The organism is Glycomyces buryatensis (assembly GCF_004912275.1).
Lineage (GTDB): Bacteria > Actinomycetota > Actinomycetes > Mycobacteriales > Micromonosporaceae > Glycomyces > Glycomyces buryatensis.
In genome coordinates, this window is the sequence record NZ_STGY01000032.1 from 992 (window position 1) to 25919 (window position 24928).

Genomic DNA, 24928 nt, shown 5'->3' on the forward strand with positions numbered 1-24928 from the left:
GCGATCATGATCCGCCTACAGCGGACCTTGGAAGATGTAGGAGAGCCGGTCGACCAGCTCCTCCGGCAGCTCCATGCCCTCCCGCTCGGCGGCCTTCCTGACCGCTTGCGTCGCACCGTGATCGGGACTGACACATGAGCAGATGAGCCGCACCGCGTGCTCGACCTCCAAGAAGTCGACCGACAGCACCGAAACCGTCCGGTAGGCCGGGAACGGCGCCGCCTTCTGGTTCAGCTGCAGGATCGCGGGCATGTCCTTCCAGGTGTCGGGGTATCGGGCCACACCCTCGCTCTCGGGGTCGTGGCCGTGCTCGACCGGGGCGACCGAGCTGCGCGAGGCCGGCACGCCGATCCGACGCCCCTGGTCGCGCAGCACCCCCAGCCGCAGCAGCTGCCACACCGCCGCCAGCATCGGACACGACCAGAGCTTGCCCTCGGGAGTGTCGTTCCACAGCTCCACGTCCAGGAACACCGAGTGCTCGCGGCGGGCGTTCTGGCTCGGCGGCACCCATTTGTCGGGCCGACTCATCGCCACGCGCGGCGTCTGCGGGGTGCGCACCCCGTTGCACAGCCACCCCGACTGATTCACCGGAGGACGGGAGCCGTTCGTGCCCGGCGCGGGCTCGGAGACGATACGGCCGGCCACCAGTTCGGCCAGGTCCAGCTGGCCCATCATGGCGCAGCCCGACTCGCGGGCCAGGTAGTCGATGCGCAGCCCGACGTCGGCCGCGGCCTCCTCGACCACCGCGATGAGCTTCTCGGGGGCCGGCAGGCCCTGGTGGAAGTAGTCGTCCACCAGGTAGCAGGTGCTCACCCGGGGCTTCTTGCCGCCGAGGCGCTTGCTCAATGCCGCGGTGGTCCCGTCGACCCAGGCGGCGGCCGAGGCCATCTCCGACCGCAGCGTCTCGGGCCGGGCCAGGTCGTCGGCGTAGAGGTGGCCGACCTCGATCGACAAGTGGGACATGCCGAACCGCTCGGTGCGCTGTTTCGCGCTGGACTCTGAGTAACTCACCGGTCAAGACCCCCGTTCACGTCCAGTCCGGCGACGAACAGCTCCTCACTGGAGCGCTTGGCCAGCGCGGAGAAGGCGTTGACCGTCTTCTGGTTGGCGATGTCGAGGGTGACCGAGTCGGCGTCGGTGATGATCTGCTCGCGCCATTGCAGGACCGGGTCGAGCGGGACCGAACCGAGCAGGTTCATGCGCCCCAGTTTCAGGTTCGCGGCCATCTGGTGGAGGTCGGCGTCGATCTTGTTGAGCCAGCGGACCTGCGTGGGTTTGAGCCCGGAGAGCTCGGGTCCGTCGGGGTCGACCACAGCGGTGCGCACGAACCGGACCGACGAGGTCAGCCGCTTCTCGGGATGGCCCCACATGGCGCTGGTCTCGGAGAGTCCGCGCTCGCCGTAGACGAGGCTGTGGGCGGCGAGCACATGCTGCTTCGTCCAGCGGTGGAACACGATCCAGCGCCACGGCAGGGCCGCGAGTTCGCGGGTGGCGGTGGCGGCCATGACCAGTTCGGTGGCGTGGGAGCGGCCCGCGCTCAGGTCCACGATGACGAGGTCGAACTCGCTGGAGAGCTGGAGGAACAGCCGGACGCAGCGGTCGATGGTGGAGTCGTCGGAGGGGAACTCGCCGCCGTCGGAGTCGCCGGGGCACAGCACCAGTTCTCCGGCGCCGTCCGGCCGCACCCGCAGCTCGGAGCGGTCGGTCTCGGCCCAGATCGAATGCCGTTCGGGCTCGGAGGCGATGCCCTGCAGGTAGTCGTGGATGCCGTTGCCGGTGGTGCCGTGTTCGAGGGCGTCGATGCCGAGGATGGCCCCGGACGTCGGCGAACCGAAGTCGAAGTCCACATAGCAGACATTGCTGCCCTGGAGGGCGCGGCGGTAGGCCACGTTGCAGGAGGTGACCGAGCGGCCGGTGCCGCCCTTGTCCGAGGTCGCGAACAGCAGCATCGACTACACCCCGGTCTCGGCGTCGCGGCCGGCCGCGATGAGCCGGTCGAGTTCGAGCAGGGCCCTGATGCCCAGCGCGAAGGCGGTGCCGGGACGCTCGTCGACCACTTCCTTGGCGTGGCGGATGGTGGTGCCGACCGCGTGGATCTCTTGCGCCAGTGAGGGACCGGCATTGCCCGAGCCGCGCAGCAGCTCCTGGTCGTAGACGTGTTCGGCCTCGACCAGCAACTCCTCGGCCAGGTTCTCCAGTGACCGGGACCGGGCCGGGGCGGAGGAGGCGAACTGGGCGGCCAGCACCATCGCCTCGACCACGCGGACGGTGAAGTGCCAGGACGGGTCCTCGAACCACTTCTCCAATTCCTCGTAGACCTGGACCGGCTGATCCCACAGCCGCGCGGCCGCTCCGTCGCGGATCCTCCTACGCGACAGGTGCTCCCAGACCAGGTCGGCGACTTCGAGCAGTTCGGCTCGGGCGCCGATCGTGACCAGCAGGCTTGCGGCGTGGTAGAGCCGCTTGAGCAGCAGCGGGGCAAAGTCGACCATGTTCCAGATCATCGCGGGGCCGTCGAGCTTCTCGATGCCGGTCAGCTCGGATCTGACGCCGGGGAAGTGCATTTCGATGGACCGGTCGCCCGCCATGGCGCGCCGCGTGATGCGGCCGCGGTTGGCGAGTTCGATCAGGACGTCGCCGAGGCGGAGCAGGTCGTCGTCGCCGCCGCGCTGGGCGCCGAAGGCATCGGTGGAGACCGCGCAGACCAGGAGCGAGTAGTAGTCGTACTCCAGGCCGTCGGTGGTGCGCCACGGGACGTCCTCGAGCGGCCACTTCGAGCCGCCGCCGAAGGAGGCGACCATCGCCCAGTAGCGGCGCGTGACGTCCAGACGCAGTTGGAGCGACTGGGTCAGCTGCTGCTCTTCGTCGGTGAGGAAGTTGCGGCGCATGACCCTCGGCGAGAACAGCGCGCTGATGGCCTCGATCGCGACCACGGTGAAGTACAGGTACGGGGCGTCCTGGGCGCGGCCGGGCCGCTGGGTGGAGCGGTCGGCGACGATCTCGACCTCCGGGGCCTTCTCCACCACCGACCAGGACCAGCCGATCTCGAACAGCTTCGTGGGCGCCTCGACGCCCGCGGTGCCGCCCGAACCGACCGTGATGTCGCGCAGGGAGCCGATGATCTCCTGGGACGCGGCCCGGAAGCGGCTCACGATCTTGCGGGAGGCCAGCCCGTCGACGTTGATGAGGTCGATCAGCTGCCGCCCGAAGGCGGTGTCGGCGTCGAAGGTGGACACCGAGAACGAGCGCAGCAGACCGGTGAGGGCGCCGACGAGGCGGCGATGGACCATCTCCTCGATCTCGCGGCGCTCCTTGGAGAGCGTGGTCCGGCCGAGCCGGTCGACCGTGGGCGCGAAGTCCGCCAGGAACGTCAGCGACGTGATGCACAGGGGAATGGCGAGGGCGAAACCCTCGGTGACGTCGACGGCGCGCTGCTCGGGAGAGGCCTTCACGCTCCGGTCGGTGCGGTGCATATTGGAGCCGCCGCTGTAGACCGGGACGCCCGCCTCGTCGGAGTGCTTGACCATGTATTCCCGGATGATCCGCATGACACGGATGGGAATCTCGATCGGGTCGCCGAGGCCCGCCAGTGCGTCCAGCACGGCGTCACTGGTGGAGTCGGGATCGGCGTAGCTGAGCTCGGGCAGTTCCTGCGCGGGGTAGAGCAGGCAGAGCAGCTGCTGGGCGTCGCCGACGGCGTCGGAGTCATTGCGCCCGCCCCAGTGCCAGGCCTTGTGCTCACGGCCGTCCTCCTCGACCACCGGACGCAGGCAGTAGGCGACCTGCGCCTTCCAGATGTCGAGAAGTTGTTGCCTGGGCTGCATTTTCACCGGGGACCACCACCTGGGAATCCAGACTGCGAGGACATGTTCACTATGGCATGACGATGCGACACAATCACGCTCGCAGAACGTGTTTTGTCAACTACCCGACAGACCGGATTCGTCTCCGGGCGCGGCCTGCTCGACTCCTCTTCCTACCCCGAACGCCCGCCCGTCCGTCGGCGCCGCGGCTTCCACCCCTGCGAAAGGAACTGCGATGACCGTCGAGAGTTGGGTCTGCGCCATTGTCGGAGCCGTCATCGCGACCGGCATCATCGCCTACTACCGTGCGGGTCCGGGTGGCGACGAAACTCCAGGCGGCCGCCCCTACGCGGGCTCGATGTACTACGACACCCCGGGAGTCGGTTCGAGCGAGGCCGAGCCCTGGGACGACGACTCCTCAAAGCGCGGCACCGATGCGGGTTCCGGCGAGACCGGCAGCACCTACGACGTCAGCGGCTTCGACGGTGGGGGCCATGACGGCGGCGGGGGTGACGGCGGAGGAGGCGGTGACTAGGCGCTTCAGTTCCGCCTCAGGAGGGCCGACTTGACCCCCGCCGTTACTCTGGACACTCGCGCCGCCACCCCGCGGCGCGGTGTCCCCCAACGAAAGGAGCCATGATGGGCTCGGTTTGCGCAATCGCCACCCTCGTCGGCATCGGCATCGCGATCTTCGTCGCCACCAGGAACAGCGAGAAGCAGCTCAGCCACCGGCACGGCTCTCACACCGACCCGGCGCACCACGGCGGCCCGGCCGAGGCCGGCGCCTGACCACACCCCCACGCCCGCCAGTGCAGCGGCGGGTCGGCTTCCACCCCTGTTGAAAGGAGCCACGATGGGTCTGGCCGTATTCTTCATCGTCATCCTCATCGTCGTCGCTATCGGGATCGCCGCCTACCGCAGCGAGAAGCGGCACGCCCGAGGCGGCGCCTACACCAATTCGACGTATCACGACTACTCCGGCGGCAATTCGGGCAGCGGCAGCTACTCGGGCGGCGGCTCCGATTCGAACTCGTGCGACACCAGCGGCGGCGGTTCCTATGACGGAGGCGGTGGAGGTGGCGGAGGAGACTGCGGCGGCGGAGGCGGAGGCGGCGACTAAGCGCGCTTCAATTCGTAGACGCTGCAAGGCACCTCGAGCCCTGGGACGACGGTCCGTCGTTCCAGGGTCATCCCCAGCTTTTCGGCCACCCGGATCGACGCGGCATTGTCGCTGTGAATGCAGGAGACGACCCGGTCGAGCCCGACCTCCTCGAAGCCGAAGGCGATCGCGGCGCGGGCGGCCTCGGGCGCATAACCGCGGCCCCAGCGGTCACGCTTGAAGCGCCAGCCGACCTCGACCGCGGGCAGGATCTCGGGAAGGAACGTCGGAACGGCCAGCGCGGCGAAGCCGACCAGCTCCCCGGTCGCGGTCTCCTCGACCGCGAAGGTTCCCCAACCCTGTTCGTCCCAGTCCCGCACGGACTTCTCGATCCCCTCCCGCGTCCGCTCAAGGTCTCGCGGCTGTCCGTTCCCGATGTAGCGCATGACCTCGGGGTCGGCATTGATCGCGGCGAACGGCTCGGCATCGCCCTCGGTGAACGGCCGCAGGATCAACCGCTCGGTCTTCAATTGCACTGTCTCGCTCGCCATCTCAAGTCCCTCCGAAGTCGGCCGACCGAGTGTAGGTCCTGAAGCGGTGGACATTCGAGCCTTTTATCGGACGGTCACGGCCATGGCAGAACGTCTCGTGTCCTGTAGACGACAGCGCCATCACGCACAGTCGCGATAGACAAGGATATCGTGGACAATCCAATGCGCGGTTTCGAGGCGATGGCAGGCCGCGGCCCTTGGAGACTATTGATGCAGCACGGGCGACGTCAACGCTGGCCGCCCGGGGTCGGGCTGTTCTCGCAAGGGGGCAGGTCGAGCCGGGTCATCGCAATCCATTCAGGACGCGTACGGGTCGACTACACGAACGCCGAGGGGCGGTCGACGCTCCTCGCAATGCGCGGCCACGGGGATCTCATCGGCGAATTCTCCGTGCTCGACAGCCAGGCCCATTCCGCGGATGTCCGAACCGTCGAGGCCTGCGAGGGAACGATATTCCACGCCCCTCGATTCATGAGGACCGTCCAGCGACTCGAGCTCGACGGCACGCTCTTGAAATATCTCATCAAGAAGACCCGCGAGACCACGGAGTTCACCATTGCCACGCGCCTTCCGGTCAAGGCCCGCCTCGCCGCACTCCTCACCTACATAGTCGATGCCGGCGACGAGACGACCGGCCCCAGCATCCCCATGACCCAGCGCGAACTCGCCGACTCCATCGGAATGTCGCTGCGTTCGGTCGCCGGCACCATCGCGGACTGGAAGGAGCTCGGCGTCGTCCGCACGGAGGGCTCGGGCATGGTCATCGCCGAGTCGGACTTCCTGCGACGGCTCGCCAGATCCGACTGAGACTCATATCACTTTAACAGGTATGCAAAATTGCACATCGCAGCCCAGATCGGGACCGCACCATGACTTCCAGAACATTCCCCGATCACCTTGGGAGTCATGATGAACCCGGAAATCGGCCACCCCCGGTACGACGAGCCCGACCGATGCGAATCCATCGAAGCCGTGCTGGCCTTCGACATCAAGGACTTCAGCGGCATGTACCAGCGTGACCGCAGCCAATCGGTGTCGGCGTTCCGCGACTGCATCCGCAACGCCCTGTACGCCTGCGAGCTCCACCACGTCTGGGACGAGAGCGAGGAACAGGGGAACATCGCCGACCGCGGCGACGGCGTCATCATCTCCTTCAACGGGAACCTCCTCCGCCCTGTCGTGCAACGCTTCCCCGACGCTCTCCAGCGGGAGCTATACCACCGGTTCCATCACCACGCCGACCACCTCCGGATGCGCATGCGCCTGGGGATCACCGTCGGCCCCCGGCGGCCGAAGTCCGATGAGCGGGCCGATTCGGCCTCCGACGACATCCTCATCGAGGCGGCTCGGCTCTCCGAATCCGACCAGGTGCGTGCCCTGCTCGACCACTCCGACCACGACGCGACGTTCCTGGCCGTCGGGCTCTCGGAGCACGCCATGCACAGCGCCGTCCGCCACTACAACGACCTGGTGCACCAGTCCCGGTTCGTGAAGGTCGAGGCCGTGTCCAAGACGTACTCCGAACCCGCCTACCTGTACGTGCCGACTCCCTCCGGCGCGCTGCTCGTCCACGGCTACACCGGCCCCGAAATCAAGGCTGAGCCGGAATCCGACGACACCCGGGTCACGGTGCTCCGCTCCCTCCTCGACGCCCGCGGCGACGCCGCTCCCGGCGGCGAGTCGTACCGCAATTCGCCGCGGACCGGCGACGTCTCGAACGGCTCCAACGTCGCGGGCCGGGATGTGCGCCAGGACCGGGTCACCCAGCACTTCGGCGACAAGGTCCAGCGCGACAAGCATCAATACGAGGCCGACTCCATGACCGTCCACAATCGGAGCACCGAGCGATGACCACGGAAAACGACTCGCCCCGGCCGCAGGAAGTGCACGTCGGAGACACGGCCGAGCGCGACAAGCACCAGTACCAGGCCAAAGGCGCCATGACCATCTTCAACCTGCTCAGCGAGGGCGGGGGCCAAGGGCCGGCATCCCGGCCGCGACCGGCCGAGACCCGGTTCGACGATCTCCTCTCGCTGGAGAAAGCCCTGGGAGACAAGGTCATCGCCCCTCCCGGACTCGCCGGTCGAGTCGACTCGATCAAGAGCGGTCATCTCGCCATCGTGACCGCGCAGCCCCATCAAGGTCGCCGCACCGCCCTGGGATGGCTGACCCTCGAACTCGCCGCGCGGATCCGCCGAGACGAGACCGAGCCGACGCTCTCCCACCTGACGGCGACCGCCGAGACCCGGTTGCACGACCACCTGCATCTGCTGGAAGCGGGCACGATCATCGTCGTTGACACCGTCGGGGACGACGCCGCCTCCACCTCGATCCTCGGGCAGTTGAAGGACTGCCTGAACCAGCTGCGAACGAAGCAGGTCTACCTGCTGGCCGTGGTCGCCGACCGGCTGAGCGAGCATGCCGCCTCCGCCACGCCCGACGCGGTGATCCCCCTGGAGCGTCCTTCAGAAGAGGCGGTCTTCGGCCGTTGGATCACCGACAGCCCCCACCGCGAACTCGCCTGGAAGGTCTTCCTGGATCCCTCCCTCACCGACGCCCGAAACACCGCCTGGCCCCCGCGGGTCGCCTCCCTCGCGATTCACCTCGACCGCCAGATCGGCGCCGGCGTCACCGACCCGGCGCGGCTCCTTCAGGGCGCCAAAGCCCTCCTGTTCAAACAGCCGCTGGAGCTGACCTCCCCGAAGATCGCAAAACTCGGCCCCTGGCCGAGAGCGATACTGACCGCCTCGGCGTTCCTGGAATCCGCCTCGTCGGCGGCGAAGATCGCCGCCGCGACCGCGCTGCTCGACCTCGCCGACCCCGACCACCGGCCGCCGTCCGTCATGGTCGAGTCCGGTCTCGAAGCGAAATTCAAAGACCTCAGCGAGGTCTTCGACTGCCGGAGCCTGCGATTCCGCCAGATCGGCGGCGCCAGGGCGACCCTGCGGCTCATCTGGGACGACTACCCGCGCATGCGCCCCGCGATCCGGGATTGGATCGTCCTCGTCAGCCCCGAATCCGCCCGGCTCGAAGCCGACGATTTCGAAGGCATGGCGGCCCGGGTCGCCGAACTCGCCCGAGAGACCGACTTCCCGAAACTGCTCACCGACCCCGCCCGGAAGCTGATCACCGACGACCCCGAGGAGCTGCTCAAGTTCAACGGAGCCGGACGCCTGCCGGTCGATCTGCTCCGAGCGGTGCGACTAGTTCGCCTGGCCGCCTTCGATCCCCTGATCGGCCAACCAGTGCGAAGGACCCTGGCCGATTGGGCGAACGAAAGGGACACTCCCGTCCTCCCGCTGGTGCTGCTCCATGTCTGCGGCGATGACGAATTCCTCGAACGCCATCCGGACAGCGCGTTCGCGGTGCTCAACCGCGTCATGTCACACCAGCTGCCGTTCATACAGCAGCAGGCGAGGGCCACGATCCTCCATGCCGCCGACCGGCTCCGCCTCGACGTGGTGCTCCACGGGCTGGCGGGATGGGTCCAGTGGAACCAGGCGATACCTCACGAGCTGCACGAACTCATCGAGAAGATGCTCGAACGAGGACCCGTGCAGGAAACGCTGCGCACCCGCGACCCGTTGGTCCATCGCAAGATCCGCAGGATGGCCTGGCTGCTGTGGCGGGCCGTGCTCGTCCACGGCAACTCGACTGAAATCGCGGACATCACCGCCCGCTGGGTGGCGGCGCTGTCAAATGCGCGCACTCCGCTCTCCGGGGACCTGGCGCTGTCCATCCTGGCAGCCGACGGCGACCTCCAGCTCACCGGCAAGCTGCTGCAGTCGCTTCACCTCGTGCAACGGCGACTGAAGCTGCACGCCGAGGTCCACGCGGAGATCTCCGATCTCATCGACCGACTCAGTGAGGAACCCATCGCATGGACAACATGACCGAGATTCCAGCGGCCGACACCGATCTGACGCGCTGGCAGCGTTTTCGCAACGCGCTCGCCGACTGGATCAGGGTCCCCGAACATCCGAGCTACGACGAGAAGACCTGGCTCAAGATTCTGAAGGCCCCCAGCGACCGCCCCGGCCTCAAGTTCAAGATCTCGCTGTACATGACGGTGAAATACGGCGACAGCAAGATCCCCGACGACCGGGTCACGGCGCTCGCCGAAACCGCGGTCTACCGACGGTGCGTCGCCCTCAGCGAGGACCTCTCGCTGACGGACAGCGAGCAGCTGCACTTCCTGCTCAATTCCGAACTGCCCATCGAACAGCACATCCCCGGCCAGGTCGCCCGCGTCTCGGCCCGCTGCGCCGCCATCGAGGTCAACCAGGCCGAACTCTCGCTCGTCCAGGACGCCGAACGGGCGCAGATCGAACGCCACCGCGACCAACTGGAGCAGGACCGGATCGAACAGCGCATGGACTTCCTCTCCAAGGCGCTGGCGGACCCCCGCACGGCCGTCAGCTGGCGACTGGCCGAAGCACCCGGCGAAATCGATGCGCTCAGGAAACGCACCGACGCCTTCATCGAGCTCGACGAACGACTCGAGGTCTACGCGAAGGAATCGGTGACGGCCGGTGACAGCCGCTCCTGCCTGCGACTGCTCGGCGAGTTCCTGCACCGGCATCGCGACGGCTCGGTGTGGGCCACCGCCAAGCTGCTGATCGACCTGTTCCGGAACTTCGGAGAGCCCGAGTTGGAGGCCGAGGCCAGAAAGGTACTCGGGGCGAACCCGCGGTAGTGATCAGCGCCGGGGCGGTTTCGCCAATTGGTTCCTGGTCTGCCAGCAGAAGGCCCACACGAGGGCGAAGACGATTCCGGCGGCGCCGAGGGACCAATGTATGAACCAGCAGGCGATCAGCGCAACCTGAATTACCGCTCCGGCCTTCCAGATCCAGGGCCGGCGCGAGAAGCCGGCCAGGCCGATGCAGGCGACCGTCAGGGACAGAACCGCGATCGTCGCGGCCGTGGCGTCGTCCAGCAGGATCCGCATCGGGATGATCGCCATGAGCAGGGCCATGGCCTCGAGGCTCAGGGCCATCGCGGCGAGGCTGCGCCCGGCCCGGTCCGGGTCCTTCAGACCCGACCGGTTCGGATCGAGCTCGGCCTGCGACTGTGCTTCCGACTGTCCTTGCGGCGGAACCGGATCATCCACGGCGCACCAGGATCTTCCGGGCGTCGGCGACGGTGAAGACCGAGCCGGTGACGAGGACGCCGCCGCCCGACTCGTAGACGTCGTCGGCCTCCTCGGCCAGTTCGATGCCGCGCGCGATCGCGTCCCGCACGTGCGGCACGACGATGACGCGCTCCTCACCGAATATCTCGCGGGCGGTCTTGGCCAGCGTCGCCGCCGGCATGGCCCGGTCCGAAGAGGACCTGGTGATGACGATTTCGTCGGCGATCGGCTCCAGGAGCTCGAGCATGTGGTCGGTCTCCTTGTCCGCCAGCATGCCCACGACGGCGACGAGCTTGCGGAAGCTGAACTCCTCGCTCACCGCCTTCGTCATGGCCTCCATGCCCGCCGGATTGTGGGCGGCGTCGAGGATGACCGTCGGGGCCGTGCGCACGACCTCCAACCGGCCGGGCGAGGTGAAGTCCGCGAAGGCCTGGCCGACGATCTCGGCGTCGAGCGCCTTCGGCTCCCCAGCGCCGAGCAGCACCTCGACCGCCGCCAGCGCCAGCGCCGCATTGTGGGCCTGGTATTCGCCGTGGAGCGGCAGGAACAGGTCCTCGTAGCGGGCGGCCCGGGTCTCGATGGTGAGCAGCTGCCCGCCGACGGCGACCTCGCGGGCGGTGACCTCGAAGCCGCGGCCCTCCGAGACGAGGTTCGCGCCGACGGTCTGGGCGCGCCGCAGCAGCGGCTCCATCGCGGAGCGCTCCTGCGCCGACGTCACCAGGGTCGATCCCTCATGGACGATCCCGGCCTTCATGGTGGCGATCTCGGCGAGCGATTCGCCGAGCCACTTGGTGTGGTCCATCGCGATGGGGCTGATGACGGCGACCCCGGCGTTCAGGATATTGGTCGAATCGGTCTCACCGCCGAGTCCGACCTCGATGACGCCCACGTCGATCGGGGTGTCCGCGAAGACGCCCATGGCGAGCGCGACGGTCATCTCGAAGTAGGTGAGCGTCTCGGGTCCCTCGCCGTCCACGAGGGCGGCCAGCGGCGCGATCTCGTTGTAGGCCTCCAACATCTTGTCGGCGGCGATGGGTTCGCCGTCGATGCAGATCCGCTCGGTGACATTGTCCAGGTGCGGCGACGTGAACATGCCGGTGCGCAGGTTGTGGCCGCGCAGCAGGCGCTCGATCATGCGGGTGGTCGAGGTCTTGCCGTTGGTGCCGGTGACGTGGACGGACAGGAAGGCGCGCTGCGGGTCGCCCATGAGGTCTAGCAGCGCCTTGATGCGGTCGAGCGTGAAGTCCCAGCGGGAGAACCCGCGGGCCTCCAGCAGCGCCTCCAGGCGGGCGAGTTCGAGGTTCCGGCTCATGCGAGACGCTCGAGCTGTGCGGTGGCGCGGGCGATGTCGGCCTCGGCGGTGGCCTTGCGGGCGCGGATCTTCTCGACCACATTGTCCGGGGCCTTGGCCAGGAAGGCCTCGTTGCCGAGCTTGGCGGTGGTCCCGGCCAGTTCCTTCTCGGCGGCCTTGAGCGCCTTGTCGAGACGGGCGCGCTCGGCGGCCACGTCGATGGTGCCCGAGGTGTCGAGCGCGACCGAGACCTGGTCGGACACGGCCAGTTCGGCGGTCGGTGCGAAGCCCTCGGCCTCGACGTCGAGCTTCACCAGGACCCGGATGAACCGCTCCTGGTCGGCCAGACCCGCCGCGTCCAGGCCGCCGATGCGCGCGGCCACCCGCTGGCTGGGCTTGACGCCCTGGTCCGAGCGGAAGCGGCGCACCTCGACCACCAAGTGCTGCAAGGCGTCCACGAGGCGCTCGGCCTCATCGTCGGCCCCGGCGGGAGTCGGCCACACGGCCACGGTGAGCGATTCGTTCCGCTCCTCGCCGCCGGTGAGGGTGAGCCACAGTTCCTCGGTCACGAACGGGATGACCGGGTGCAGCAGGCGCAGCAGCTGGTCGAAGACGTGGCCCAGGACGCGGCGGGTGTCGTCCGCGGCCTGGCCGCCCTCGGCGAGCACGGGCTTGGTCAGCTCCAGGTACCAGTCGAACACGTCGTCCCACGCGAAGTGGTAGAGCGCGTCCATGGCCTTGGCGAACTCATAGGCCTCGAAGTGGGTGTCGACGGCCTCGATCGTGTGCGACAGGCGCGAGAGGATCCACCGGTCGATCAGCGACGGCTCGGCGGGCAGTTCACCCTCCACAGTGGCGCCGCTCATCAGCGCGAACCGGGTGCCGTTCCAGAGCTTGTTGCAGAAGTTCCGGCTGATCTCGGCGAGCTCGATCGACGCGGTCGAGTCGGCGCCGGGCTGGGCGTCGCGGGCGAGCATGAACCGCAGCGCGTCCGCGCCGTACTGGTCGACCACCTCGAGCGGGTCGATGCCGTTGCCCGAGGACTTCGACATCTTCTTGCCCTCTTTATCGCGGATGAGGCCGTGCAGGAACACCTCCTTGAAGGGCGCCTTCCCCATCGCGTAGGTCCCGAACATCATCATCCGCACCACCCAGAAGAAGATGATGTCCCAGCCGGTGACCAGCGTCGCCGTCGGATAGAACTTCTCCAGGGCCGGGGTCTGCTCGGGCCAGCCGAGCGTCGAGAACGGCCACAGGCCGGAGGAGAACCACGTGTCGAGCACGTCGGGGTCCTGGGTGTAGCCCTCGGGGGCGCTCTCGCCCGGGCCCACGCAGATCTCTTCACCGTTCGGGCCGTACCAGATCGGGATGCGGTGGCCCCACCACAGCTGGCGCGAGATGCACCAGTCGAGCAGGTTGTCCACCCACGAGAAGTAGCGCTTCTCCATCTCCGGCGGGTGGATCTTCGTCTCGCCGTTGCGCACCGCGTCCCCGGCGGACTTGGCGAGGCGCTCCACCTTCACGAACCACTGCTTGGACAGCCGCGGCTCCACCGTGGTGTCGCAGCGATCGCAGTGGCCGACGGCGTGCATGTACGGGCGCTTCTCGGCCACGATCCGGCCGCCCGCGCGCAAGGCAGCGGCGATGGCCGAACGGGCCTCGAACCGGTCCAGGCCCTGGAAGGGGCCGTGGGCGGTGATGACGCCGCGCTCGTCCATGATCAGGATCGCCTCGAGGTCGTGGCGCTGGCCGATCGCGAAGTCGTTCGGGTCGTGCGCCGGGGTCACCTTGACCGCACCGGTGCCGAACTCGGGGTCGACGTGGGCGTCGGCGATGATCGGGATGCGCCGCCCGGTGAAGGGCACCTCCACGGTCGTGCCGAGCAGGTGGGCGTAGCGCTCGTCATCGGGGTGGACCGCCACCGCGGTGTCACCGAGCATCGTCTCCAGACGGGTCGTGGCGACCACGATCGAGTGCTCGCCCTCGCCGTAACGCATCGAGACGAGCTCGCCGGCGTCGTCCTGGTGCTCCACCTCGATGTCCGACAGCGCGGTCATGCACCGCGGGCACCAGTTGATGATGCGCTCGGCGCGGTAGATCATGCCGTCGTCGTACATGCGCTTGAACATCGTCTGCACGGCGGAGGAGAGCCCCTCGTCGAGCGTGAAGCGCTCGCGGGACCAGTCGACGCCGTCGCCGATCTTCTTCATCTGGTTGGAGATGCGCTCGTGGTAGACGTCCTTCCACTCCCACACCTTGTCCACGAAGGCCTCGCGGCCCAGGTCGTGACGGGAGACGCCCTCCTTGTCGGCGAGCTGGCGCTCCACCACGTTCTGGGTGGAGATGCCGGCGTGGTCGGTGCCCGGCAGGAACAGGGCCTCCTTGCCGCGCATGCGTTCGCGGCGCACCAGGGAGTCGATGATGGTGTGGTCGAGCGCGTGCCCGAGGTGGAGCTGGCCGGTCACGTTCGGCGGCGGGATCACGATGGCGTACGGATCGCGATCCGAGGAGTCCGACGCGGCGAAGCGTCCGTCGGCTACCCACTTCGCATAGCGTCGCGCCTCTACCTCTACCGGCGCGTACGTCTTCGAAAGCTGGTCTGCCAGGTCCGGATTGGTCTTCGCTGCGTCTGTCACCCTCCCAGTTTAATGAGCCGCCCGAGGCGGCGTCGACGCGGTTTAGGCGGTGTCTCCCAGAACTCTCCGCGCCGCCTCGGCGGCGTCGGTGCGGCCGGTCGCGACGGCCTCGGCCAGGTCCTCGGGCACGGCGTAGCGCCGGACCAGGGCGGCGTCGACACGGGCGCGGATCTCGGCCGCGGCCCGCTCGCGGCGCTTGACCGCGAGCCGGTCGTCCCCGTCGAGGTGGTCGCGGTGCTTCGCGATGGCGGCCACCAGTTCGTCCACGCCGCCGCCCTCCTGCGCGACGGTCTTGACGACCGGCTGTCGCCACTCCCTCGGTTCTCGCTTGACCAGCGACATCATCGCCTTGAGGTCGCGCACGACCGCGTCGGCGCCGGGCCGGTCGGCCTTGTTGACGACGTAGACGTCGGCGATCTCGACCACGCCGGCCTTGACCGCCTGGATGCCGTCGCCCATGCCGGGGGCCAGCAGCAGCAGCGTCGTGTCGGCGAGCGCGGCGATCTCGACCTCCGCCTGTCCCACCCCGACGGTCTCGACGATGACGACGTCGAAGCCGAGCCCTTCGAGCAGCCGCACCCCCGCGCTGGTGGTGGCGGCGAGCCCGCCGAGGTGGCCGCGGGTGGCGACCGAGCGGATGTAGACGCCCTCGTCCAGGGCGTGGTCGGCCATGCGGACCCGGTCGCCGAGGATCGCCCCGCCCGAGAACGGGCTGGAGGGGTCGACGGCGAGGACGGCCACGCGCAGGCCGGCCTCGCGCCAGGCGCCGATGAGCGCGGACACCAGGGTCGACTTGCCGACTCCGGGTGAGCCGGTGACGCCCACGACGCGGGCGTCACCGCCGGCGGTGAGCGCGGCGACCTCGGCCGCATCGCCGGTCTGGTTCTCCACGGCGGTCAGGAGCCGGGCGGTGGCCCGCCGGTCGCCCCTGCGGGCCAGGGCAACGGTTTCCTCGACGCTCATCAAGCTCCCTTGAGGCCGTTCGCCGCCGCCCCGCGGAGCACGATCGCGTCGCCCTGACCGCCGCCGCCGCACAGTCCGGCCGCGCCGAGCTGACCGGGGCCGAGCTGGCGGGCCAGGGTCTGGACCAGGCGGGCGCCCGAGGCCCCGAGCGGGTGGCCCAGGGCGATCGCGCCGCCGTCGGGGTTGACGCGTTCGAGGTCGACGCCGAGCGTCTCGGCCGAGGCCATCGCGACGGCGGCGAAGGCCTCGTTCATCTCGACCACGTCGAGCTGCGCCGCGTCGACTCCGGCCTGGGCCAGCGCCGCTCGAATCGCGTTCGCGGGCTGGTCGAGCAGGGAGTTGTCGGGTCCGGCGACGGTGCCGTAGCCGAGGATCTCGGCCATATAGGACCAGCCGTTGGCCTCGGCGACGGATTTGCGGGTCAGCACCAGGGCGACGGCACCGTCGGAGATCTGCGAGGCGTTGGCGGCGGTGATGGTGCCGGAGTCGATGAACGCCGGGCGCAGCTGCGCGAGCTTCTCGGGGCTCGTCTCGGGCCGGACCCCTTCGTCGGCGTCGATGAGGCCGCGGCGGGTCTCGACGGGCGTGATCTCCTCGCCGAGCCGGTCGGCGGCCTTGGCGGCGCGCTGGTGGCTGGTGGCGGCGAACGCGTCCTGCTCTTCGCGGGTGATGCCGCGGCCGGAGAGGTGGCGTTCGGTGGACTCGCCCATGGAGATGCCGTCGTAGGCGTCGGTGAGGCCGTCGTGGGCGAGGTGGTCGAGCAGGACCGCGTCGCCGTATTTGAAGCCGCGCCGCGAGCCGGGCAGCAGGTGCGGGGCGCGGCTCATCGATTCCATGCCCCCGGCGACGATGACGTCGGCGGCGCCGCCCCGCAGCAGCTGGTCGGCCAGCCCGACCGCGGTCATGCCGGAGAGGCAGACCTTGTTGACCGACAGGGAGGGCACGCGCATCGGCACGCCGCCGGCGACGGCGGCCTGGCGGGCCGGGTTCTGCCCGCATCCGGCGGGCAGGACGTGTCCCAGGATCACCTGGTCGACGAGTTCGGGCGACGCTGAGGCGCGTTCGAGTGCGGCGCTGATCGCGGTCCCGGCCAGGTCGGTGGCGGGGATGTCGGCCAGCGCCCCGTTGAAGCGCCCGATCGGGGTGCGGGCGGCGGCGAGGATGACGGTGCTGTCGTACATGGCGGACCTCCGTTGGTCTATACCCTCGATCGTATGACGTTTGCGAATGGGATCGGCTTGCGGCGCATCGACCACGTCGGGGTGGCGGTGCCGGATCTGGACGAGGCCCTGGATTGGTACGTGGGGACGCTCGGCGGCGAGGCCGTGCACCGGGAGGTCAACGAGGACCAGGGCGTCGAGGAGGTCATGGTGTCCTGGCCCGACGGCGGCGCCCAGGTGCAGCTGCTGGCGCCGTTGCATGAGGACTCGGCGATCGCCAAGTTCTTGGACCGCAAGGGACCCGGCCTTCAGCAGCTGGCTTTCACCGTGGAGGATGTGGACGCGGCGTCCGCCGCGCTGCGGGAGCGGGGCGCGACGCTGCTTTACGAGGAGGCCCGGATCGGGACCGCCGGAAGCCGAATCAATTTCGTCCATCCGAGGGATGCGGGGGGCGTATTGGTCGAGCTCGTGGAGCCCGCGTAGGACGTTCCGCCCACCGTCGCCCTGTCGGATTTCCGACGCCGCTAGTCCGTCACCGGATTGATCGAAACTCGTTACAAGAGTCGACTTCTGTACTGGTTCAAGGATTTCGACCCGTTTCGGGACTGCTGTTGCTGGTGATCAGACCTCCACAAACCCCTGACCTTGCTGTCGACATCCGGGTGTGCATCTGCAAGTATTGGTCCATGTCGCAGCAGCCCTCCAGCAGTACTTTTTTCGACAACGACCAATCGGTGCCGGAATTCCCCGTGCAGTTGCGGGGTTACGACAGGCACCAGGTGGATGACTTCATCCAGAAGAACATCGCGAAGCTGACGCAGACCGAGCAGCAGCGCACCGAGGCCGAACAGCGGATGACCGACGCCCAGCGCCGTCTGCGACAGGCGGAGCAGCGCATCCAGGGCCTTGAGCAGCGCCTCAACGAGCAGTCCAAACAGCTCGAGGAGAACACCCGCCCGACGCTCTCCGGTCTCGGCACTCGCGTCGAGCAGATCCTGCGCCTCGCCGAGGAGCAGGCCAACGAACACCGAGCCGAGGCCAAGCGCGAGACCGAGGGCATACTGTCCGCGGCGCGCCTGGAATCGCGCGAGATCACCGACGCCGCCCGGTCCGAGGCCGGCAGCCTCAAGCAGGGCGCCGAGCGCGAGGCGAACACCTTGCGCACCAACGTCGAACGCGAAGTCGCCGAGCTGCGGACCAATGCCCGCCGCGAGTGCGAGACCCTGCGCGCCGACGCCGAGCGCGAGACCAAGCAACTGCGGACCGCGACCGGCCACGAGGTGGCCGAGCTCAAGGCCTCCGTCGAACGCGAGGTCGCCACGATGCGCGCCACCGCCGACCGCGAGATCACCCAGCTCCGCGCCAAGGCCGCCCGCGAGGCGGAGGAGAAGCGCGCCGAGGCCGCGAAGCTCTTCGCCGAGGCGAAGGAGAAGCGCGACAAGGACCTCCAGGCCCTGGACCTCGAACTTGCCGAGCGCAAGGAGAAGTCCGAGCGCGAGGAGTCCGAGCGCCACACCCGAGCCGTGTCCGAGACCCAGAAGCTGGTCACGGACGCCGAGAGCCGCGCCCGCGACGCCGACGAGGCCGCCAAGGCCGCGGAGACCCGGGCCGAGCAGAAGCGCTCCGAGTCCGACGCCTACGCCTCGGAGACCACGACCAAGGCCAAGCGCGACGCGACCAAGCTCGTCGGCGACGCCAAGGCCGAGGCCGAGCGGCTCCTCTCGGACGCCAAGTCCGATGCGGAGCGTGTCACCAAGGACGCGGAGGACAAGGTCAACGACCTCACGGCCAAGCGCGACGAGGTGCAGGCGACGCTTCGCAATATGACGCAGACCCTGTCGGGCATGATGGGCAACTTCCCCGGTGCCGGCCTCGATACGGGCGACGAGAAATAAAACTGGTGAATCCGCGTTACCGTCGTAGCCAACGACAGATAAGAATTATCTTGGCGTAGGTCGATGACGGTGGAGGAACCACAGCTTCGGCCGCGTCCCGTCACATCCGGTCCCTTGCCGGGTGTGGCGGGACGCGGCTTACGTGAGGATGAGGGTATGGCGCGTGAAGACAGACTCGGAGACGACTCAGAACTGCTGACAGGGTTCGATGAGTCGCAACCCATTGACCGCGGATTCGAAACCGCGCTGCGCGGTTTTGATAAACGGCAGGTCAACCGCTATATAGCCACCATGCAATTGCAGATGGACACGCTCGCCGGGGAGCGGGCCGAGGCCCTCGCTCAAATTGACCGGCTCGTGGTCCAGGTACAGCAGTTGCAGGCCCAGATCCAGGATCTGCGCAGGCGCTCGGCCGCCGGCGACAAGGCCTCCTACCGGCATTTGGGCGTTCGCATCGAGCACATGCTGACGCTGGCGGAGGAGCAGGCCGCCGAGATCAAGGCGAAGGCCCACACCGACACCGAACACCTGCACGCCCACGCGCAGAACAAGCTGCGCGAGGCCGAGGGACAGATCGACGAGGCCCGCAAGGACTTCGAGACGACGCTGAAGGCCCGCCGGGCCGCCGCCGAGAAGGCCGAGGCCGACCGGCGCGCGATCATCGACGCCGAGATCAATAAGCGGGCCCGCGAGGCCCAGGCGGTCGTGGACCAGGCGAAGCAGCAGGCCGCGGCGCTCGTCGCCGAGGCCGAGCAGGACGCGGAGAACAAGCGCGCCGCCGCTGACGAACAGACCCGGCAGCTGGTCGCGCACGTGGAACGGCTGCGGGCCGAGGCTCAGCAGATCAAGGACGACGCCTCCGTGAACGCCGAGCAGGCGGTGGCCGAGGCGCGCGAGAAGGCCGAGCGGATCGTCTCCGAGGCCGAGGCCGAGGCCGAACGCAAGCGCGCCGAGCACGAGGCCGATATGCGTGACCTGCGCACCGAGACGGTCGAGAGCCTGGAGCGGTTCAAGCAGGAGACCGAGACGTTCGCTCAGACCGTCAGGACCGAGGCCGAGAACGAGGCCACGCGGGTCCGCGCCGAGGCTGCCGACCAGTCGACGCTCACGCGGACCGAGGCCGCCGACGAGGCGAAGCGGGTGCGCCAGGAGGCGCAGCGGCGCGTCGAGGAGGCCGAGACCGAGGCCCTGCGCGTCACCGCCGAGGCCGAGGAGCTGGCTGAGAAGCTGCACGGCGACGCCGACAAGGCCGCCCGTGCCAAGCGCGAGGAGGCCGAGGCCGCCGCGCTGAGGCTGGGCGAGGAGACCGAGCGGGAGACGCAGCGTCTGCGCTCCGAGGCCGCCGACGCCAGCCGCAAGGAGCGCGAGGCCGCCGAGATCGCCGCCCGCAAGCTGACCGAGGAGACCGCCGCCGAGACCAAGCGTCTGCGCGGCCAGGCCTCCACCGAGGCCCAGCAGCTGACAAAGGACGCGGCTCAGAAGGCCAAGCAGTTGAGCGACGCGGCCGCGGCCGAGGCCAAGCAGCTGCGGGAGACCGCCGACGCCGACCGCGTCAAGGCCGAGACCGAGGTCGCGAAGGCCCGCGCCGAGCTGGCCGAGATCGAGGCCGAGCGCGAGAAGCTCCTGGCCGACGCCAAGGCGCAGGCCGCGCAGCTACTCAAGGACGCGAACCTGCAGACCGAGGAGATCAAGGCCGAGCGGGAGCAGTTCGTCTCCGAGGCCGAGAAGCGGGCCGCCACGGCCAAGCGTCGGGCCGAGGAGCTGTCCAAGTCGGCCAAGCAGACCGCGCGGCGTGACTCCGAGGCGATCCTGGCGACCGCCCGGGCTCAGGCGAAGAAGCTCATGGAGGAGGCCCGCGGCGCGAAGTCCGACGAGGCCGCCGACGAGCAGTCGAAGGAGCCCGCGCAGGCCAACCAGAAGAGCGGACGCAAGCGTCCCGCCGGGGGCAAGCAGACGAGTGAGGCCGCCGAGAAGGTCTCCTCCTCGTAAGCACGGCGCGATCGCGGCACCGAGCAATGCGAAGGGCCCGTACCACTGGAGAACTCCAGTCGGTACGGGCCCTTCGCTACCGGGAGCGGCGCCTATTCCTTCTTGGCGCCTACCGGTTCCGGCTGATTGTCGTCGGCCTCCGCCGACGAGCCGGAGCCGTTCGGCCCCTTGGTACGTCGCTTGGCCTCGCCGGAGCCGCCGGGGGTGGTGCCCACGACCGGCCCGGAGGCGCGCCGCTTGTTCCACACGTCGAACAGGACCGCCGCGAGGACGACCAGACCCACGATGATCTGAATGGTGTCGGAGCCGATGCCCAGGACCTGCATGCCCTGGTTCAGGACACCCATGACCAGACCACCGATGAGGGCGCCGATGATGGTGCCGACGCCTCCGGTGACCGAGGCGCCGCCGATGAACGACGAGGCGATGGCGTGGAGCTCGAACATCTCGCCGGCCTGCGGCACGGCCGCGTGCAGGCGGGCGGTGACGATGACGCCGGCCAGGCCGGCCAGGGCACCCATGTTCACGAACACCCAGAAGGTCGTCTGCTTGGTCTTGACGCCCGAGAGCATCGCGGCCTTCTCGTTGCCGCCGCCGGCGTAGATGTGGCGGCCGAACACGGTGCGGCCGGCGATGAAGCTGTACAGCAGCACCAGACCCAGCAGGATCCAGCCGATGATCGGCAGGCCCTTGTGGGCGTAGAACATGTACGCGGCGACCAGGACGACCCCGGCGACCAGGACGACCTTGGCCGTCCACGCCAGCTGCGAGGACCCGGCGATGCCGGCCCTGGCCTGGCGGGAGCGGCTGCGCACCTGGAGGTAGACGTACAGGGCCGCTCCGAGGATGCCGAACATGAGGGTCGGCAGGCGCAGGTCGATACCGGCGATGGCGTAACCGGAGGCCAGTTCGTTGTAGGTGCCGGTGGTGCCCACCGTCTCGGCGCCCAGGACCTTGAGCGTCAGTCCTCGGAAGATCATCATGCCGGCCAGCGTCACGATGAACGCCGGGATCCGCACGTAGGCGATCCAGAAGCCCTGCCAGACGCCGACGAGGGCGCCCAGTCCGATCGCGAGGAGGACCGCGAGGTACCAGGGCAGACCCCAGTCCGAGAGCGCGATCGCCGAGACCGCGCCGCAGAACGCCAGGACCGAGCCGACCGACAGGTCGATGTGGCCGTTGACGATCACCAGCATCATGCCGATCGCGAGGATCAGGATGTACGAGTTCTGCAGGATCACGTTCGTGATGTTCAGCGGCGTAATGAAGTTCTCGTTCTGCATGGTCACGTTGAGGACCTGGAACAAGACCATGATCAGCGCCAGGGCGATGATCATGCCGTAGGAGCGCAGGTTGAAGTTGCGCAGGCCCGAGATCAGACTCGGGCGCGGCTTGGTCGGGACGGTGGTCATTGGCGTAGCTCTTCTCCCCCGGATGCGGTCTCAAGGGTCATGAGACGCATCAGTTCTTCCTGTGTGGCGGTCTCGCGGTCGACTTGACCGGTGATGTGGCCGGCGCTCATGGCATAGATGCGATCGCACATGCCGAGCAGCTCGGGCAGTTCGGAGGAGATCATGAGGACCCCCTTGCCCATGTCCACGAGCGACTGGATGAGCTCGTAGATCTCGTACTTGGCACCGACGTCGATGCCGCGGGTCGGCTCGTCGAGGATCAAGAGCTCCGGCTCGGTGAACACCCACTTGCCGAGCACGATCTTCTGCTGGTTGCCGCCCGAGAGGTTCCCGGCGAGCTGGTAGACCGACGGGGCCTTGACCCCGAACTCGGTGCGCAGCCGCTCGGCGACCTCGTTGACCCTGTCCTGGTTCACGATTCCATTCCTGGAGACCCGGTCGAGGCCGGGAAGCGTGAAGTTCTGGCGCAGGTCGTAGTCGAGGTGCAGGCCGTAGTTCTTGCGGTCCTCGGTGGCGTAGGCCAGTCCGGCGTCGATGGCGTCGGGCACGGAGTGCAACTTGAGCCGCTTGCCGTCCAGGCGCGCGCTGCCGGAGATATTGGTCCCCCAACTGCGGCCGAACACGCTCATGGCGAACTCGGTGCGGCCGGCGCCCATGAGCCCTGCCAGACCCACGATCTCGCCCCGGGCCACGCGCAGGTTGGCGCGGTTGACGATGACGCGCTCGCGGTGCTCCGGGTGGTGGACGGTCCAGTCCTCGACCTCGAAGAACACCTCGCCGATATTGCTCTCATGCGGCGGGAACAGGTGCTCGAGGTCGCGGCCGACCATCGACTTGATGATGCGGTCCTCGGTGACGGCGTCGCCGACCCTGTCGAGCGTTTCGATCGACTGGCCGTCGCGCAGCACCGTGATCTCGTCGGCCACCGCCAGCACCTCGCCCAGCTTGTGGGAGATGATGATCGAGGTGACTCCCTCGTCGCGGAGCGCCTTGAGCAGCTGCAGGAGGTTCTCGGAGTCGGTGTCGTTGAGCGCCGCGGTCGGTTCGTCGAGGATCAGGAGCTTGACGTCCTTGGACAGGGCCTTGGCGATCTCGACCAGCTGCTGCTTGCCGACGCCGATCTTCTCCACCAGCGTCTGCGGGTTGTCGTGCAGGCCGACCTGGTTCATGAGGCGGGCGGCCTCGGTGTTGGTGCGGTCCCAGGAGATGATGCCGCCGGCCTTGCGCTCGTTGCCGAGGAAGATGTTCTCGGCGATCGACAGTTCGTCGACGAGCGCGAGCTCCTGGTGGATGATGACGACCCCGGCTTCCTCGGAGTCGCGGATGCCTCGGAAGCGGGCGGGCTCGCCCTCGACCTCGATCTCGCCTTCGTAGTCCCCGTAGGCGTATACACCCGAGAGGACCTTCATCAGCGTGGACTTGCCGGCGCCGTTCTCGCCGACCAGCGCGTGAATCGAGGCCCGCTTGACCTGCAAATCGACTTCGCTGAGCGCTAGGACGCCCGGAAATCGCTTGGTGATCCCCCGCATTCGGAGGATGTCTTCAGACATAATTCTGTCCTATGTGGAATAACTGGATGCTCTGGGGAGAGGAGAGAGGTTCGGGGGCGCCGTCGCCGACGCCCCCGAAATATCGCGTCGCTGGGCCTTCGCCTAGGCGAGGTCGGCCTCGTCGATGTACCCGGAGTCGACGACTTCCTCCTGGTAGTTGTTGACGTCGACGCTCACCGGGTCCAGCAGGTTCGCGGGCACGACGTGGTCGCCGTTGTCGTAGGTCTCGGTGTCGTTGACCTCGACCTCTCCCCCGTCAATTGAGGCCAGAACCATGTCCACGGTGGTGGAGGCCAGCGCGCGGGTGTCCTTGTAGACCGTCATGGACTGAAGGCCCTCGATGATGTACTTGACGGACTCGACCTCGGCGTCCTGGCCGGTGATGACCGGCATCTTTTCGTAACCGGAGCTCTGAAGGGCGGCCACGATCCCGCGGCTGATGCCGTCGTAGGGCGCGAGCACTACATCGACCTTGTTGTCGCCCTTGTAGGAGTTCGAGAGAATGTTGTCCATGCGCTCCTGGGCGATGGAACCGTCCCAGTTCTCGGTGGCGATCTGCTCCAGCGAGGTCTGGCCCGACCTGATGACCAGCTTGCCCTCGGTGACGTAGGGCTCAAGAACCGCCCAGGCGCCGTCGAAGAAGTACTTGGTGTTGTTGTCGGTCAGTGCGCCGGCGAACAGTTCCAGGTTGAAGGGCCCTTCGGCGTTCTCCAGGTCCAGGGCCTCGACGATGTAGGTGCCCTGAAGGGTACCGACCTTGGTGTTGTCGAAGCTGACGTAGTAGTCGACGTCGGGAGTGTCCAGGATCAGGCGGTCGTAGGCGATGACCGTGATTTCCTGCTCCTTGGCCTGAGCCAGTACACCGCCGAGGGACTTGTTGTCGATCGCGGCGACGACCAGGACGTCTACGCCCTGACCCACCATCGTCTCGATCTGGCTGACCTGCTTGTCGGGCTCGTCGTTCGCGTACTGGAGCGAGACCGTGTAGCCCGCGTCCTCGAACGAGGTCTTCAGGTTGTCACCATCGAAGATCCAACGCTCGGAGGTCTTGGTGGGCATCGCGATGCCGACCTTGCCTCCGCCGCCGCTACCGCCATTGCTGCCACTGTCTTCGCTCGCACAGGCCGAGGCCGTGAGGGCCACTGCGGCCGCACCGATCGAACCGGTGAGCAAATGCCGTCGATTGACGTTCATCTGTTAGTACTCCTTCGTACCGGACGTTGCGATCCGTGATCGCCACCGCCCTGGGTCAAGACTTCATCGATGCTTCAACGTTTTTCGACAAGCGTCAACAGTGGAAAGGCCTCGTGTCCGAATCGTTGTATTTCGAAGCTCACAAAAAGCGACACCTTAACCACATTCGCCACATCCGTCACTTGGTCATCTTAGGTCGCAACCGAACGTCGTCGAACGACCACCCGTTCGTGCCACATCCCTACGGCCCACTA

Annotated in this window: 22 protein-coding genes and 1 pseudogene; 11 read left to right on the forward strand and 12 right to left on the reverse strand. The window is 68.0% G+C overall.

What is annotated here, in order from left to right; genetic code table 11:
* Positions 1-15: 15 nt before the first annotated feature.
* From FAB82_RS08440 to FAB82_RS08450, 3 genes are read right to left on the reverse strand one after another with little or no spacing between them, the layout of a single operon-like run.
* Complete coding sequence (locus FAB82_RS08440; RefSeq protein WP_211116465.1) at positions 16-1011, reverse strand: SCO2522 family protein; 996 nt, start codon at positions 1009-1011, stop codon at positions 16-18.
* A complete protein-coding gene (locus FAB82_RS08445) occupies positions 1008-1949 on the reverse strand; it encodes an SCO2523 family variant P-loop protein (protein ID WP_136534107.1) in 942 nt (313 codons plus the stop codon). Before FAB82_RS08445 ends, FAB82_RS08440 begins: the two co-directional genes overlap by 4 nt.
* Positions 1950-1952: 3 nt before the next feature.
* Positions 1953-3824: an SCO2524 family protein gene (locus FAB82_RS08450; RefSeq protein WP_246039526.1), complete on the reverse strand. Its 1872-nt coding sequence runs from the start codon at positions 3822-3824 to the stop codon at positions 1953-1955.
* A 214-nt stretch (positions 3825-4038) separates the two neighbouring features.
* Here FAB82_RS08450 and FAB82_RS08455 point away from each other — a divergent pair, with 214 nt between their 5' ends.
* From FAB82_RS08455 to FAB82_RS08460, 3 genes are all read left to right on the forward strand, one after another.
* Positions 4039-4338 carry a hypothetical protein gene (locus FAB82_RS08455; protein ID WP_136534109.1) on the forward strand — a complete coding sequence of 100 codons (300 nt, stop codon included), beginning with the start codon at positions 4039-4041 and terminating at the stop codon, positions 4336-4338.
* Between the two features lie 101 nt (positions 4339-4439).
* Positions 4440-4592, forward strand: a complete 153-nt coding sequence (locus FAB82_RS26990) for a hypothetical protein (RefSeq protein ID WP_168801498.1) — start codon at positions 4440-4442, stop codon at positions 4590-4592.
* A gap of 64 nt (positions 4593-4656) precedes the next feature.
* Positions 4657-4923 carry a hypothetical protein gene (locus FAB82_RS08460; RefSeq protein WP_136534110.1) on the forward strand — a complete coding sequence of 89 codons (267 nt, stop codon included), beginning with the start codon at positions 4657-4659 and terminating at the stop codon, positions 4921-4923.
* Here FAB82_RS08460 and FAB82_RS08465 read toward each other — a convergent pair.
* Complete coding sequence (locus FAB82_RS08465) at positions 4920-5453, reverse strand: GNAT family N-acetyltransferase (RefSeq protein ID WP_136534111.1); 534 nt, start codon at positions 5451-5453, stop codon at positions 4920-4922. The two genes, FAB82_RS08460 and FAB82_RS08465, sit on opposite strands and share 4 nt — an antisense overlap.
* Before the next feature lie 210 nt (positions 5454-5663).
* On the opposite strand from FAB82_RS08465, the pseudogene FAB82_RS28835 reads away from it, so the two are divergent.
* From FAB82_RS28835 to FAB82_RS08485, 5 genes and pseudogenes are all read left to right on the forward strand, one after another.
* A pseudogene (locus FAB82_RS28835) lies at positions 5664-5921 on the forward strand (Crp/Fnr family transcriptional regulator); the annotation flags it as partial.
* 3 nt (positions 5922-5924) lie between these two features.
* The gene (locus FAB82_RS27935; protein ID WP_246039514.1) at positions 5925-6260 is read left to right on the forward strand and encodes a helix-turn-helix domain-containing protein; all 336 of its coding nucleotides are present in this window, start codon (positions 5925-5927) and stop codon (positions 6258-6260) included.
* A gap of 99 nt (positions 6261-6359) precedes the next feature.
* On the forward strand, positions 6360-7304 hold the full coding sequence (locus tag FAB82_RS08475) for a hypothetical protein (RefSeq protein WP_136534113.1): 945 nt from the start codon (positions 6360-6362) through the stop codon (positions 7302-7304).
* On the forward strand, positions 7301-9346 hold the full coding sequence (locus tag FAB82_RS08480; RefSeq protein WP_136534114.1) for a hypothetical protein: 2046 nt from the start codon (positions 7301-7303) through the stop codon (positions 9344-9346). The genes FAB82_RS08475 and FAB82_RS08480 overlap by 4 nt, the downstream gene beginning before the upstream one ends.
* On the forward strand, positions 9334-10149 hold the full coding sequence (locus FAB82_RS08485; RefSeq protein ID WP_136534115.1) for a hypothetical protein: 816 nt from the start codon (positions 9334-9336) through the stop codon (positions 10147-10149). The genes FAB82_RS08480 and FAB82_RS08485 overlap by 13 nt, the downstream gene beginning before the upstream one ends.
* Before the next feature lie 3 nt (positions 10150-10152).
* On the opposite strand, the gene FAB82_RS08490 is transcribed toward FAB82_RS08485, so the two are convergent.
* Genes FAB82_RS08490 through FAB82_RS08510 form a run of 5 tightly spaced genes read right to left on the reverse strand, consistent with a single transcriptional unit; the run spans position 10153 to position 16655 of the window.
* Positions 10153-10563: a DUF4233 domain-containing protein gene (locus FAB82_RS08490; protein WP_211116466.1), complete on the reverse strand. Its 411-nt coding sequence runs from the start codon at positions 10561-10563 to the stop codon at positions 10153-10155.
* Positions 10556-11896 (reverse strand): bifunctional folylpolyglutamate synthase/dihydrofolate synthase, encoded by a 1341-nt coding sequence (locus FAB82_RS08495; protein WP_136534116.1) that lies wholly within the window; start codon positions 11894-11896, stop codon positions 10556-10558. The genes FAB82_RS08490 and FAB82_RS08495 overlap by 8 nt, the downstream gene beginning before the upstream one ends.
* Positions 11893-14511 carry a valine--tRNA ligase gene (locus FAB82_RS08500; protein ID WP_136534117.1) on the reverse strand — a complete coding sequence of 873 codons (2619 nt, stop codon included), beginning with the start codon at positions 14509-14511 and terminating at the stop codon, positions 11893-11895. The genes FAB82_RS08495 and FAB82_RS08500 overlap by 4 nt, the downstream gene beginning before the upstream one ends.
* 42 nt (positions 14512-14553) lie before the next feature.
* Complete coding sequence (gene meaB, locus FAB82_RS08505) at positions 14554-15474, reverse strand: methylmalonyl Co-A mutase-associated GTPase MeaB (RefSeq protein WP_136534118.1); 921 nt, start codon at positions 15472-15474, stop codon at positions 14554-14556.
* Positions 15474-16655 (reverse strand): acetyl-CoA C-acyltransferase, encoded by a 1182-nt coding sequence (locus tag FAB82_RS08510; protein ID WP_136534119.1) that lies wholly within the window; start codon positions 16653-16655, stop codon positions 15474-15476. The genes meaB and FAB82_RS08510 overlap by 1 nt, the downstream gene beginning before the upstream one ends.
* Positions 16656-16688: 33 nt before the next feature.
* Here FAB82_RS08510 and mce point away from each other — a divergent pair, with 33 nt between their 5' ends.
* From mce to FAB82_RS08525, 3 genes are all read left to right on the forward strand, one after another.
* Positions 16689-17117 carry a methylmalonyl-CoA epimerase gene (mce, locus tag FAB82_RS08515; protein ID WP_136534120.1) on the forward strand — a complete coding sequence of 143 codons (429 nt, stop codon included), beginning with the start codon at positions 16689-16691 and terminating at the stop codon, positions 17115-17117.
* Between the two features lie 203 nt (positions 17118-17320).
* Positions 17321-18529: a coiled-coil domain-containing protein gene (locus FAB82_RS08520; RefSeq protein ID WP_136534121.1), complete on the forward strand. Its 1209-nt coding sequence runs from the start codon at positions 17321-17323 to the stop codon at positions 18527-18529.
* A gap of 156 nt (positions 18530-18685) precedes the next feature.
* On the forward strand, positions 18686-20518 hold the full coding sequence (locus FAB82_RS08525; RefSeq protein WP_136534122.1) for a hypothetical protein: 1833 nt from the start codon (positions 18686-18688) through the stop codon (positions 20516-20518).
* Positions 20519-20610: 92 nt separating this feature from the next.
* On the opposite strand, the gene mmsB is transcribed toward FAB82_RS08525, so the two are convergent.
* From mmsB to chvE, 3 genes are all read right to left on the reverse strand, one after another.
* A complete protein-coding gene (gene mmsB / locus FAB82_RS08530) occupies positions 20611-21930 on the reverse strand; it encodes a multiple monosaccharide ABC transporter permease (RefSeq protein ID WP_136534123.1) in 1320 nt (439 codons plus the stop codon).
* Positions 21927-23480, reverse strand: coding sequence for a multiple monosaccharide ABC transporter ATP-binding protein (gene mmsA, locus FAB82_RS08535; protein WP_136534124.1), 1554 nt, complete (start codon positions 23478-23480; stop codon positions 21927-21929). Before mmsA ends, mmsB begins: the two co-directional genes overlap by 4 nt.
* A 102-nt stretch (positions 23481-23582) precedes the next feature.
* Positions 23583-24674, reverse strand: a complete 1092-nt coding sequence (gene chvE, locus FAB82_RS08540; RefSeq protein ID WP_136534125.1) for a multiple monosaccharide ABC transporter substrate-binding protein — start codon at positions 24672-24674, stop codon at positions 23583-23585.
* Positions 24675-24928: the final 254 nt, after the last annotated feature.